13 protein-coding genes and 1 other RNA gene are annotated in these 12,750 nt (G+C 66.4%); 6 read left to right on the top strand and 8 right to left on the bottom strand.

The features are described 5' to 3' along the window. Window positions 1-61: 61 nt before the first annotated feature. Genes ACSQ3P_RS26575 through ACSQ3P_RS26565 form a run of 3 tightly spaced genes read right to left on the bottom strand, consistent with a single transcriptional unit; the run spans window position 62 to window position 3,353 of the window. Window positions 62-1,027, bottom strand: coding sequence for a VOC family protein (locus ACSQ3P_RS26575; protein WP_436168472.1), 966 nt, complete (start codon window positions 1,025-1,027; stop codon window positions 62-64). 29 nt (window positions 1,028-1,056) lie between these two features. After that, window positions 1,057-2,298 (bottom strand): NAD(P)/FAD-dependent oxidoreductase, encoded by a 1,242-nt coding sequence (locus ACSQ3P_RS26570; RefSeq protein WP_436168471.1) that lies wholly within the window; start codon window positions 2,296-2,298, stop codon window positions 1,057-1,059. Window positions 2,299-2,303: 5 nt separating this feature from the next. Next, window positions 2,304-3,353: a YihY/virulence factor BrkB family protein gene (locus ACSQ3P_RS26565; protein ID WP_436168470.1), complete on the bottom strand. Its 1,050-nt coding sequence runs from the start codon at window positions 3,351-3,353 to the stop codon at window positions 2,304-2,306. A gap of 286 nt (window positions 3,354-3,639) precedes the next feature. On the opposite strand from ACSQ3P_RS26565, the gene ACSQ3P_RS26560 reads away from it, so the two are divergent. After that, window positions 3,640-4,335, top strand: coding sequence for an outer membrane protein (locus tag ACSQ3P_RS26560; protein WP_436168469.1), 696 nt, complete (start codon window positions 3,640-3,642; stop codon window positions 4,333-4,335). Between the two features lie 22 nt (window positions 4,336-4,357). Here ACSQ3P_RS26560 and recR read toward each other — a convergent pair whose 3' ends face one another. The 4 genes from recR to ffs form a co-directional block, all read right to left on the bottom strand. Continuing rightward, window positions 4,358-4,963, bottom strand: coding sequence for a recombination mediator RecR (gene recR, locus ACSQ3P_RS26555; RefSeq protein WP_310155637.1), 606 nt, complete (start codon window positions 4,961-4,963; stop codon window positions 4,358-4,360). 13 nt (window positions 4,964-4,976) lie between these two features. Further along, window positions 4,977-5,297, bottom strand: a complete 321-nt coding sequence (locus tag ACSQ3P_RS26550; protein WP_092172811.1) for a YbaB/EbfC family nucleoid-associated protein — start codon at window positions 5,295-5,297, stop codon at window positions 4,977-4,979. Window positions 5,298-5,349: 52 nt separating this feature from the next. Beyond that, window positions 5,350-7,200: a DNA polymerase III subunit gamma/tau gene (locus tag ACSQ3P_RS26545; RefSeq protein ID WP_436168468.1), complete on the bottom strand. Its 1,851-nt coding sequence runs from the start codon at window positions 7,198-7,200 to the stop codon at window positions 5,350-5,352. Window positions 7,201-7,319: 119 nt separating this feature from the next. Next, window positions 7,320-7,416: signal recognition particle sRNA small type (ffs, locus tag ACSQ3P_RS26540), an RNA gene on the bottom strand. Window positions 7,417-7,719: 303 nt separating this feature from the next. On the opposite strand from ffs, the gene rpmH reads away from it, so the two are divergent. From rpmH to yihA, 5 genes are all read left to right on the top strand, one after another. Then, a complete protein-coding gene (rpmH, locus tag ACSQ3P_RS26535) occupies window positions 7,720-7,854 on the top strand; it encodes a 50S ribosomal protein L34 (RefSeq protein ID WP_067253664.1) in 135 nt (44 codons plus the stop codon). Window positions 7,855-7,909: 55 nt separating this feature from the next. Further along, window positions 7,910-8,338 carry a ribonuclease P protein component gene (gene rnpA / locus ACSQ3P_RS26530; protein WP_436168467.1) on the top strand — a complete coding sequence of 143 codons (429 nt, stop codon included), beginning with the start codon at window positions 7,910-7,912 and terminating at the stop codon, window positions 8,336-8,338. A gap of 38 nt (window positions 8,339-8,376) precedes the next feature. Further along, a complete protein-coding gene (yidC, locus tag ACSQ3P_RS26525; RefSeq protein ID WP_436168634.1) occupies window positions 8,377-10,263 on the top strand; it encodes a membrane protein insertase YidC in 1,887 nt (628 codons plus the stop codon). Between the two features lie 78 nt (window positions 10,264-10,341). Then, window positions 10,342-10,974: a CatB-related O-acetyltransferase gene (locus tag ACSQ3P_RS26520; protein ID WP_436168466.1), complete on the top strand. Its 633-nt coding sequence runs from the start codon at window positions 10,342-10,344 to the stop codon at window positions 10,972-10,974. A gap of 26 nt (window positions 10,975-11,000) precedes the next feature. After that, the gene (gene yihA / locus ACSQ3P_RS26515; protein WP_069689186.1) at window positions 11,001-11,666 is read left to right on the top strand and encodes a ribosome biogenesis GTP-binding protein YihA/YsxC; all 666 of its coding nucleotides are present in this window, start codon (window positions 11,001-11,003) and stop codon (window positions 11,664-11,666) included. A 24-nt stretch (window positions 11,667-11,690) separates the two neighbouring features. Here yihA and ACSQ3P_RS26510 read toward each other — a convergent pair whose 3' ends face one another. Next, window positions 11,691-12,431, bottom strand: coding sequence for a hypothetical protein (locus tag ACSQ3P_RS26510; protein ID WP_436168465.1), 741 nt, complete (start codon window positions 12,429-12,431; stop codon window positions 11,691-11,693). Window positions 12,432-12,750 lie beyond the last annotated feature (319 nt).

Raw genomic sequence — 12,750 nt, 5'->3', positions numbered from 1 at the left:
GTTTTAACGCATTTTCTTCACGCGAACCGGTATCCACTTCGCTCGAAAATGCTCTGGCCGCTCAGCGACGCAGCACGAGCCTGTTGCCCCAGGGATCGGCGATCGAGGGGCCCTTGGCATCCTCGCTGCCGCCGGCAGCCAGGATACGCTGGCGCATCGTCTCGAAATCCCCGGCATCGCGAGCCACCAGCTCGAAAAAGCCGAGCCCCGCTTCGCCCTCGCCACGTGCGCCGGCGCCGCGGCTGTTCCAGATATTGCCGGCGATGTGGTGGTGATAACCGCCGCTGGAGAGGAAGCTCGCGCCGGGATAGCGCACCATCAGGTCGAAGCCGAGCTTGCCGGCGTAGAAGGCCTCGGCCTCAGCCGTATCCCCGACGCGCAGATGGATATGGCCCATGCGCGTGCCGCTCGGCATGCCGGCATAGGGGCCAGCCTGCGCTTCGTTCAGCAGCGCCTGCAGATCGAGCCGCTCGGTCGCCATCTTGATCGCACCGTCGCGGCGCGGCCAATCGGCACGCGGGCGGTCGCGATAGATCTCGATGCCGTTGCCCTCGGGGTCCGACAGATAGAGCGCCTCGCTGACGAGATGATCGGAAGCGCCTTCGAGCTTGATGCGCGCATTGGCGGCATGGCCGACCCAGTTGGCCAGAGCGCCGCGCGAGGGCAGCAGGATGGCGAGGTGGAACAGGCCTGCCGGCGAGGTCGGGCGCTCGGCGCCCTCCTCCAGTCGTACCAGGACCTCGCCATCGACGCCGAGCGTGGCGAGACCCGGCTCCTGATGGATCAGGGCAAGGCCGATCGCGTCACGATAGAACGCCGTCAGCTTCGCCAGGTCGTGAACCCGCAGCGCCACCGCGCCGATATGGAAGGGCGCATCCAGCGCTTCGAGCCGGATGGGCGAAGCGGATTTAGAATCCTGGACCGCGAGCATGGCAGCCTCCGAAAATGAGCCGGCCTTCACTGGCCGCGTGACCCGGAAGATGGCGATCTTCGCCCGCCTTGTCGCCCCTGGCGGGGGCAAGCTCATGATTGCAGCCGCGCAATCGCGGGCGGGGCTCAGGGCTTGGTCGGGTCGCGCCGGTCGATCGCGAAATGCTGGAACCATGGCGCTTCCACCCCGCCGATGAGCGAGGCGAGCATGCGCGAGGCGAGGAAGCTGAAGGTGATGCCGTTGCCGCCATAGCCATAGGCTGCGAGCATGCGCGCCTGCCCGGGCACTCGCCCGATCAATGGCAACCCGTCCGAAGTCTGCCCGAAGGCGCCCGACCAGGCATGGCCAAGCGTCGCCTCGGTCTGCGGCAGGAGAGCCTTGAGCTTGCCGAGCAAGGCTTCTGTCTTCTGCGGCCCCAGCCGCTCGCGCAGCTCGGGATCCTCGGTCTTCTCATCCTCGCCGCCGAGCACGATGCGACCATCGCTCGTCGTGCGGCAGTAGATATAGTCCTGCGAAGCCTCCCAGATGAGCGCAGGGCCGGGCCAGAGCGCCGCCGGCGGCTGCGGCAGGGTTGCGATCGCCCAGCTCGAGGCGGTTCGGTGCAGGTCGCTCGTCACGCAAGTGGGCATCACATAGCCCGTCGCAAGCACGACATGGCCGGCTTCGACGGTGCGGCCGCCAGCGAGCTTGACGGCGGCCGCTTGCGAGTTGCTTTCGAAAGCAACCGCCTCGTCCCGGATCAAGCGCGCCCCGCGCCCGGCTGCCCGCGCCAGCAAGGCGTGGCACAGGCTGAGCGGATCGGCCTCGGCGGAGCCCGGCGAGACGAGCGCGGCCGCCCGGTCGAAGCCGAAGGCGCCGAGCAGCGTCGCGTGGTCGAGCAGAGCGCCGGGAAGCCCGGCCCGCTCGCGCAGGATATGCTCGTCCCTAAGCTCGCGCGGGCCGACCTCGCCGGCCGCGAGATAGACCGTGTCGCGCGGGACGAAGGCCGCGCCGAGTTCCAGCTGCGCGACCAGCTCGCCCAGGCCGGCCACGGCGCGGAAGCTGCGGCGATAGACATCGGCGGCGCGGTCGAAGCCGTAAAGCTCCGCCAGCCGGCGCAGTGGCAGGTCGATCTCCCATTGTAGCATGGCTGTGCTTGCAGCCGTGCTGCCAAAACCCTCCCGCTCGCGATCGATCACGACGACCCTGTGGCCGAAGGCGGTGAGATGCTCCGCCGCCATCGCGCCGGTGATGCCGCCGCCGACGATCGCGATGTCGCACTGGATATCCGTTTCCAGCTCTTCGCTGGCTGGGCGCGCCGGGCCAGCGAGCCATGGGCCGCGACCGCTGCGCAGATCGTCCTGACGGGTGGTGTCGGGATCGAGCATCCGCCTCAATCCGCCGTCGGTTCGCCAACCGAATCGGCCATGGTCGCGCCGCGCTGGCCCAGCGGCTTCGGGTTGCCCATGGTGGTGTCGTGCGCGGTCTGGTGTTCAAGCTCGGCGTTGAATTCGGCCCCGGCGAGTACGATCACTGCCGAAAGCCAGAGCCAGGTCATGAACACCACGACGGTCGCAAGCGACCCATAGGTCGCGGTGTAGTTGCCGAGCGTTCCGACATACCAGGAAAAGGCCCAGGATGCGGCGGCCCAGAGCAAGGCCGCACCGACCGCGCCGGGCATCACCCAGGCGAAGCGCGCCGGGTGCCGGCTCGGGCCGATCCAGTAGAGACAGGCGATGGAGAGCGTCGCGACGACCAGGAAGAACGGCCAGCGCACCAGCCGCAACAGCCGTTCCACTTCATAGGCGAAGGGGAACAGCGCGGTCACGACAGGCACGGAGGCGATCACGATCAGCGCCGCCGTCAGCAGCACCACGCCGCTGATCGTTGTCAGCAGCGACAGGGCGTTGAGCTTGAGGAAGCTGCGCTTCTCGCGTTCGCGATAGATGATGTTGAGTGCATCGAAAATCGCCTTCACGGCGGCGTTCGCGCTCCAGAAGGCGACGAGGACGCTGATCAGGACGGTGAGCGACAGGGCCGAGGAACTCTGCCCGGCAAGCCGCATGGCCTGTTCATGGATCAGGTCGCGCGCGGCCTGCGGAAAGACGATGGTGAGGCCGTCGAGCTGCTCGGCGATGGTCGAGGGATCGGTGAAGGAGCGGTAGATCGTCACCAGGAGCGAGAGCGCCGGCACCAGCGACAGCAAGGTGTAGAAGGCGACCGCGCCGGCAAGCGAGGCCAGCCGGTTGTCGGCGACATTGCTGGAAAAGCGCAGCAGCACGTCCTTCCAGCCGAGCCAGGTCATCTCCAGCGGGGACGAGGCTGCGCGCCCGCGTGCGGCGTCCCGCGAGGCCCGCGTGAAGCGCCGCGACACCGCGCCAAAGGCATAGCCCAGAGCCACGGCCGCGCTGGCCAACCCGGCAATGCGTTTCAGGAAGGCCATCGGCTGATCGTCTCCACCGCCAGGACGTTTCCACCGCCAGGACGACAGCGTAGCTGCAACAACGCAGCGCAACGCTTGTTCCGTATCAGCGCCCGACATGGCGGCTCGGACATGGCGGCTCGGACATGGCGGCTTAGTTGATTGTTAACCTTAACGCTTTCTTCTGTTCAAGGACCGGCGCGCGTGACGAATGCGCGGAAAGGCTCGGATGCTCCGGAAGGGCCGCGCTGCAAGGTGCGGGGCCTGAGCCCTGAGTCCCAGATGTCGTTTGAGAGTTGAGATCGTGATGAGAACGCCGCTGAAACCCGCGTTGGCTGCCCTGCTGATCCTGACCGGCGGCGGCGCCATGGCTGCCGATCTGTCCTCGGGTAAGCAATTGCCGCCCGCGCCGGCCTTGCCGAGCTTCTACTCCTGGACCGGCTTCTATCTCGGCGCGCAGGGCGGCTACTCCTGGGGTTCGGACAAGATCAGGCAGCTCTCCGCCACCGGGCTGGGCTATGCCGGCGCCTTCCGTGATACGCCCGGAAGCGCGCTCGGCGGCGGGCAGGCCGGCCTGAACGTCCAGTTCGACTCGATCGTGCTCGGCCTCGAAGGCGATCTCGAAGCCTTGCAGGAGCGCGGCAGCTTCAGCCTCGGACGTAGCCAGCGCGACTGGCAGGCCTCGCTGCGCGGCCGCATCGGCTACGCCTTCGACACCGTGATGATCTACGGCACGGGCGGCGCGGCCTTCACCGAGTTCAATCTCCGATCCTACGATCCCGCCTCCGGTCTCAGCGGGAGCACGCAGGTTTCCAGGGCCGGCTGGACGCTGGGCGGCGGCGTGAACTACGCCTTGACCGGCAACCTGATCCTGGGCGCGGAATACCGCTACACCGATTACGGCAAGTTCGACCCCACTGCCCGGAACACCGCGCTGGGCCTCGCCGGCGAGCAGGAGGCGAAGACGCATACCGTGCGGGCGAGCCTCGCCTACAAGTTCTGAGCGGGCGTCGTCCGGAGGTGCCCTAGAAACCTGTACGCTGCCTAATCGCAGCGGCGAGCGTGCCGTCGTCGAGATAGTCGAGCTCGCCGCCGACCGGCACGCCATGGGCGAGCTTGGTCACCTTGACCGGCAGATGGGCCAGAAGGTCGGTGACGAAATGCGCCGTGGTCTGGCCGTCGACCGTGGCGTTGAGCGCCAGGATGATTTCCTTGACCGCCGGATCGGAGGCGCGCGCCACCAGCGCCTCGAGCGTCAGATGCTCGGGCCTGACGCCGTCCAGCGCCGACAGAATGCCGCCCAGCACGTGATAACGCCCCTGGACCGCGCCTGAGCGCTCCAGCGCCCAGAGATCGGCGATATCGGCGACCACCACGATCTGCCCATCGTCGCGGCGCGGGTCGCGGCAGAGCGAGCAAGGGTCGGAGGTATCGATGTTGCCGCAGCTCGAGCAGACGACGATGCGCTCGCGGGCGACCGCCATGGCTTCCGAGAGCGGGCCCAGCAATTGCTCGCGCTTCTTGACGAGGTGCAGCGCGGCGCGCCGGGCCGAACGCGGCCCCAGCCCCGGCAATTTGGCCAGGAGCTGGATCAGGCGTTCGATCTCGGGACCGGCGATGGCGCGGGACATGCGGGGCTGAAGCTCAGAACAGCTTCATGCCGGGCGGGATCGGCAGGCCTTTGGTGATCTCGGCCATGCGCTCTTGCATCACCCGCTCGGAGCGGCTGCGCGCATCGCTGCAGGCGGCGACGATCAGGTCCTCCAGGATCTCGCGCTCATCGGCGAGCATCAAAGCGGGGTCGATCTTCACAGCCTTGACCGCGCCCTTGGCCGTCATGGTGACGCTCACCATGCCGCCGCCGGCCGCGCCCTCGACCTCGATCGTGTCGAGCTCGGCCTGAACATCGGCCATCTTCTGCTGCATCTGCTGCGCCTGCTTCATCAGGCCCATCATGTCGCGCATGGTCGCTTCTCCCGTAGTCCCTAACAGCCTCTGGAAACCGGATATCGGAAAATCAGAAATCGATGCCGTCGAAATCCGGCTCGCTATCGTCGAAGAGCGGCTCGGCCTCGGGCAGATAATCATCCTCGGAGGACGCCGCGGCAGGCGTCTCGGAGGCCGCGGCGCGGGGATCGCGGACATCGACGATGCGCGCGCCCGGAAAGCGCTCGAGCACCGCCTTGACCGCCGGATGCGAGGCCGCATCGCTTTCGCGCCGGTCCTTCTCGGCCTCGGTCTGCTCGCGCAGGGTCGCGCCACCCTCGGCGGTGACGACCGCCACCATCCAGGTCTGGCCGGTCCATTCCTTGAGCTTGCGCGAAAGGTCGGTGGCAAGCGTGCGCGATGCGCCCGAGGTCACGGAGAACTCGATCCGGCCGGGCTCGAAGCGCACCGGGCGGACATCGCGCTCTAGCGCGATCTTGAGCGTGATGTCGCGATGCTGCGAGGCGAGCGCCACGACATCCTCCAGCGAAGCCACCTGCACGAGCGGCTGGGCCATGGCGCGCGGGGCAGCCATGGGAGCCGGCATCGGGTTGGCGCTGGCGAGCACCGGCCGCGCGGCCAGCGCCGTGTTGCCGCCACCCGAGGGCGGGCGCGGCGCGGAGGAGGGCGCGCCATTGCCGCCGGACATGGCTCCGGAGCCGTCGCGCAGCATCCGCAGGGCTTCATCCGGCGTCGGCAGATCGGCGGCATGGGCGAGGCGCACCAGCACCATCTCGGCTGCCATGACCGGCCTGTCGGCCTGCTTCACCTCACTGATGCCCTTGAGCAGCAATTGCCAGGTCCGGGCCAGCACGCGGATCGACAGGCGCTGGGCGAAATCGCCGCCGCGCAGGCGCTCGGCCTGGTTCAGCGTGTTGTCCTTCAACGCCTCGGGCACGAGCTTGAGGCGCGTCACCAGATGGGTAAATTCTGCGAGATCGGTCAGCACCACGACGGGATCGGCGCCGGCGTCATACTGCGCCCGGAGTTCGCCGAGCGCGGCGGCGATGTCGCCCTTCATCACCATCTCGAACAGGTCGATGATGCGAGCCCGGTCAGCGAGGCCGAGCATGGAGCGGACATCGTCGAGCATGATCTGGCCCGCCGCATGGGCGATGGCCTGATCGAGGATCGAGAGCGAATCGCGCACCGAGCCCTCGGCCGCGCGCGCAATCGCCGCCAGCGCCTCGTCATCGGCGTCGACGCCCTCGGCCTTGCAGATGCCCGAGAGGTGCGACACCAGCAGGCTCGCATCGACACGGCGCAGGTCGAAGCGCTGGCAGCGCGACAGCACGGTCACCGGAACCTTGCGAATCTCGGTCGTCGCGAAGATGAAGCGCGCATGCGGCGGCGGCTCCTCCAGCGTCTTCAGGAAGGCGTTGAAGGCACCGGCCGAGAGCATGTGCACCTCGTCGATGATGTAGACCTTGTAGCGGGCCGAGACCGGCGCGTAGCGCACCGCGTCGTTAATCTGGCGGACATTGTCGACGCCGTTATTGGAGGCGGCGTCGATCTCCATCACGTCGATATGCCGGCCCTCGATGATGTCCTTGCAGTGGATGCCGAAACGCGTGAGGTCGGTCGTGGGCGCGCCGCCGCCATCCTCGGTCTGGTAGTTCAACGCGCGCGCCAGGATGCGGGCGGTCGTGGTCTTGCCGACGCCGCGCACGCCGGTGAGCATCCAGGCTTGGGGAATGCGGCCGGCGCTGAAGGCGTTGGTGAGCGTGCGCACCATCGCGTCCTGGCCGATCAGGTCGCCGAAATGGGCGGGGCGGTATTTGCGGGCCAGCACGCGGTAAGGCGTCGGCGCAGCCGCAGGCGCCGGGTCGAAGCCGGCAAAGCCAGGTTCGTCTGAGAAGGCGGCGTCGGTCTCGTCGGTCATCAGACTGCTTTCGCCAATCGCGAGGCGACGGTCAACGCTTAGTCTTGTCGCGGATGGCCTGAGGAGCGTCGCACATGGTGCAATCGCGCCGCCAGGCCGCATGCCGATCGCGCGCATGAGGTGGGAGGCTGGACGAAGACCCGTTCGGTCTCGTTAGGGCTGCTTCCTTCCGGACCTGACCCGGTTGGCGAGTGAGACGTCCCTCGCCAACCTCCCGGGCGCTATATCGGGGATGTCGCGCCCGAGCGCAAGCCTGCCTGTCGCTGTTCCCGGCTCAAGTCGGCCTGGGCCGTAATGACCGCCTCGCCCTTCGCCAAGGACGAAGGGTCGCAGGCCGGCGCGCTCAAACCGGGCATGCGGCCGGGCATTCGGCATTGACTTGGACGGAGCCATCCGCCATAAGCCCGCCACTTGCGCAGCCTTGTAGGCGGCGCAGAACCTTTTGCATGACAGGCTCGCATGGTCACGCTTCCCGAGGGAAGCCGCGACCGCCGGGCTACAAGGCCCCGGAGACGGATCGTGAAGAGAACTTATCAACCCAGCAAGCTGGTTCGCAAGCGTCGCCACGGCTATCGCGCCCGCATGGCGACTGCCGGCGGCCGCAAGGTCATCGCAGCTCGCCGCGCCCACGGCCGCAAGAAGCTTTCGGCCTGAGCTGCCGGCGCGTGAGCCTCGCGCGCCTTCTTGTCTGGAAGACTGGCCAATCGCCATGCGCCTCGCCCGTCTGACCCAACGCAAGCAATTCCTGGCGGCGGCCGAGCACGGCCGCCGTTTTCGTTCGTCGGTCCTTACGGTGCAGGTGCGCGACGCTGCCGAGGAGGCGGGCCGCGACGGCTTGCGCCTCGGGCTGACCGCCTCGCGCAAGGTCGGCAACGCCGTCAAGCGCAACCGCATCCGCCGCCGCCTGCGCGCCGCCGCCGAGCTCGCGCTCGGCGCCCAGGCCGGGCGGGCCTGCGATGTCGTGATCATCGCGCGCACTGAAACGCTGAGCGCCGGCTTCGAGGCCCTGGTCGCCGATCTCTCGATCGCGCTCGACCGCGCCCGTCCGGCCAAGCCCCCTGCGGCCAGATCCGGCCGCAAGCCCCCGCAAGACCAGCGACGCGCGCCCGATAGCGGCAGCGCGACCGCCAAACCTTAAGCCCCGTTGGGCGTCAGCGAGATTTGTTTCCGATCATGATGAAAGAAGACAACCGCAACCTGCTTCTGGCGATCGCGCTCTCCGTGGTCGTGCTGCTCGGCTGGCAGTTCTTCTACGGCGTGCCGCAGATGGAGAAGCAGAAGCAGGTCGCGCAGCAGAACCAGCAGGCGCAATCCACGCCCGCCGGCTCGCCCGCCACGACGCCCGCGCCCTCGACCGTGCCCGGCCAGCCTGCCGGCACAGCCGCTCCGGCCGGCGTGCCCGCGACACTGGCCTCCGAGACCCGCGAACAGGCGCTCGCCCGCAGCCCGCGCGTCCGCATCGAGACGGCCAAGATCGCCGGTTCGATCGCGCTCACCGGCGCGCGCATCGACGACGTCTCGCTCAAGGCCTATCGTGAGACGGTCGACCCCAACAGCGCCATCATCGTCCTGCTCTCGCCGCTCGGCGGGCCCAACGCCTATTATTCCGATTTCGGCTGGGTGGCCTCTCCCGGCGCCGCCGTGTCGCTGCCCAACGCCTCGACCCTCTGGACCGCCGATGGGCCGGTGCTGCGGTCCGGCACGCCGCTGACGCTGTCCTGGGACAATGGCCAGGGCCTGCTGTTCAAGCGCGTCATCACCATCGACGACAACGCCATGTTCACGATCAACGATCAGGTCGAGAACAAGGGCGGCGCGGCCGTCTCGCTCTTCCCCTATGGCCAGGTCGTGCGCCAGGGCAAGCCGGCGACGCTGGGCTATTACGTCCTGCATGAGGGCCTGATCGGCAATCTCGGCGAGCAGGGCCTGCAGGAATACACCTACGACAAGATCGACAAGGAGCCGCTGCTCTCGCCCGGCGCCAACGGCAAGGTCTGGAAGGATGCCGTCGGCGGCTTCGTCGGCATCACCGACAAATATTGGGCCGCGGCAGTCGCCCCCGACCAGGCGCGCAAATATGAAGGCCGCTACTCCTCGGTCCAGACCGGGTCGCAGCGCACCTATCAGGCTGATTTTCTCGGCGAGGCCGTCACCGTCGCGCCGGGCGCGAGCGCGGCGAGCCAGGCGCGTCTCTTCGCCGGCGCCAAGGAAGTCGCAGCGATCGACGGCTATGAGAAAAACCTCGGCATCAAGCGCTTCGAACTGCTGATCGACTGGGGCTGGTTCTACTTCATCACCAAGCCGATGTTTTTCGTGATGGACTGGATCTACAAGCATGTCGGCAATTTCGGCATCGCGATCCTGGGCGTCACGCTGCTGCTGAAGGGCCTGTTCTTCCCGCTCGCGAGCAAATCCTACGCCTCGATGGCGAAGATGAAGGCCGTGCAGCCGGAGATGGTCGCGATCCGCGAGCGCTATGCGGACGACAAGATGAAGCAGCAGCAGGCGCTGATGGAGCTGTACAAGACGCAGAAGATCAACCCGATCGCCGGCTGCTGGCCGGTGCTGCTGCAGATCCCGGTGTTCTTCGCGCTCTACAAGATCCTGTTCATCACCATCGAGATGCGGCATGCGCCGTTCTTCGGCTGGATCAAGGATCTGGCCGCGCCGGATCCGACCTCGATCGTCAACCTGTTCGGACTCCTGCCCTTCGCCTCGCCGGCCTTCCTGCATATCGGCGCCTGGCCAATCTTCATGGGCATCACGATGTTCGTCCAGATGAAGATGAACCCGGAGCCGCCGGACCCGGTGCAGAAGATGATGTTCACCTGGATGCCGGTGTTCTTCACCTTCCTGCTCGGCTCGTTCCCGGCCGGCCTGGTGATCTACTGGAGCTGGAACAACCTGCTCTCGGTGACCCAGCAGGGCTACATCATGAAAAAGAACGGCGCCAAGATCGAGCTGTTCGACAACATCAAGGGCCTGTTCGGCAAGAAGCCGCCGGCGGCGACAGCCACCGCGGTCGCGGCTCCCACCAAGCCGGCCAACAGCAACAAGAAGTAAGGCGGCGACCACTCAGCCGCCGCTCCAGATCCGTCATCCCGGTTGACCTGCGGTCGCCGGGGTGACGAGGAGGTCGCGATGCCCCTCCCCGATCCCCTGACCCGCCATCCCATTCCCGGCTGGAAAGGCACGGCCTTTCTCAAGGCGATCGTCGACAATCCGCTGATCCTGGTCGGTGACTACAGCTATTACGACGACTCGCGCGGGCCCGAGCATTTCGTCGCGCGCTGCGTGCGCTATCATTTCGACTTCATCGGCGACCGCTTGATCATCGGCAAATTCGTCGCGATCGCGCAAGCCGCGCAGTTCATCATGAACGGCGCCAACCATCCGATGGGTGGCTTCTCGACCTTTCCCTTCGGCATGTTCGGCTTCGAGAATGCGCCCGACTATACCCGTGAAAACACCGGCTTTCGCGGCGACACCGTCATCGGCAACGATGTCTGGATCGGCCGCGAGGCCGTGATCATGCCCGGCGTCACCATCGGCGACGGCGCCATCATAGGCACGCGGGCACAGGTCGCGCGCGACGTGCCGCCCTATGCCGTCGTCGTCGGCAATCCCGGACGCGTCGTGAAGATGCGCTTCGCACCCGAGATCGTGGCGCAGCTGCTTGCCATCCGCTGGTGGGATTGGGAGCCTGAGACAATCGCGCGCAATATCGGCGTCATCGCCTCGGCTGACATCGACGCGCTGCGCGCGGCCGTGTAGGCAAGGACGATGAGTAGACAAGCACGATGACGACGAGCCTGACCACGCCTTATGGCGACGATGAGATCGAAAGCGCGCGCAAGCTGTTCGAGGGCCCCTGGGACTTCGTCTGGGCCTCGACCCATGTCGACGACCTGCCGCCCATGGTCGGCCAGGAGATCGCCTTCGCCGGACGCTCAAACGTCGGCAAGTCGAGCCTGATCAATGCGGTCACCCGCCGCAACGCGCTGGCGCGGACCTCGCATACGCCCGGCCGCACCCAGCAGCTCAATTTCTTCCGCCAGGTCGGTGCCGATGAGCGCCTGACCATCGTCGACATGCCGGGCTATGGCTATGCCGCCGTCGGCCGGGCCAAGGTCGCGGCCTGGACCAATCTGATCCATGAATATCTGCGCGGGCGCTCCAATCTGATGCGCGTCTATGTGCTGATCGACGCCCGGCACGGCATCAAGGATGTCGACGGCGCGGTGCTGGAGACGCTCGACAAGGCCGCAGTCTCCTACCAGGTCGTGCTGACCAAGGGCGACGCGCTCAAGAAGGCCGATCAGCAGTTCATGATCGAGGCGACCTATGACGAGATCAAGCGCCGCCCGGCCGCCTTCCCCGAGGTGCTGCTGACCTCCAGCGAAAGCGGTCTCGGCATCCCCGAACTGCGCGCAGCCGTGGGCCGCGTGCTGGCGGAGCGGGAATAGCGAGCGGTTCCGGCTTATCGCGTTCTACAGCTCAAAATGGATATGGTCGTCATGTCGGGCCGCTCGGCAGCCCTGAAACCGCAGCTTGGGTAAGTCGACGTTAAATCGTTCTTGCAGATGCGGCTCGACGAAGATCTTGCGGACACGCTGATCCTGAGAAAGCCAGTCTATCGCCGCGCGAATGCGCTGCGGCTCTGGTTGGAGATCCGCCATCAGAGGCTGCAGCCAGGTCAGGTCCCACCGCAGCGTCAACCAGCGCGGCGGGCAATCGGTCGGTCCCTGTTCAAAGGCGAAGTAGCCGACCGGCGACCGCGTTGCGCTTGGAACGTAGGATTGGCCGCTCTTGTAGTAGAAAGCCAAATCTAGTTTGCGCCCGTCATCGTGGGAGAGATGGGGAAGAAGCGGGAAGCCGTTCAAAAAAGGGAAATTTGCGTCGAGGATCAGCGTGACAGTGCCGGGAAACTGTTTGGCGAGATGCGCGGCAAGGTCCTTGGCGGTATCGCGCAGCTCAGGCGTCACATATTGCCGATTAAGGACACAGTAGAACCAAGACTGCACCCTCATCGAGCCATCCGCGCCACAGGAAAGCGGCACGCGCCCAAAGACCGGCGCGATCCAGAGGCTTGCAATTGAAAGACTGATATAGGCGAGTGCGAAAGTCAGAAGCCTGAGCCGAAAGTTCAGCGCAAACAGCCAAGCCAGCCCACCGACCTGCGTGAGCAGCGTGAGAAGCGCAGCGAATGCAAGGTTGAGCGCCAAGCGCACGATAAGTCTCCCCCCCATCGTCAAAACGCACGACACTGGTTTCACTCTTCCGCAACAGCCCATAACGCGGGACCTTGAGGGGATAGCCTATTGCCCGACCACCGCAAGGGATCGACGGCCAGCCTCCTGCTCGTCACCTCGGTCGCTTCACCATGTCACGCCAGGTCCGGCTTGACCCGGACATCTCTTCATCGCTTCTCCGTCCGGAGATGCTCGGGTCAGGCCCACGGGTGTCCGGTTTAAATTAGTAGACGTTGTGCATGGCGTTGATTCTACTTGTTTCCAAGCACTTGCCGGTGTTTTGGACACGAGACAGGAC

The organism is Allobosea sp. LjRoot9, from assembly GCF_964252745.1.
In the GTDB taxonomy this organism is placed as follows: Bacteria; Pseudomonadota; Alphaproteobacteria; order Rhizobiales; family Beijerinckiaceae; genus Allobosea.
This window is presented reverse-complemented; position numbering and strand designations above follow the sequence as displayed.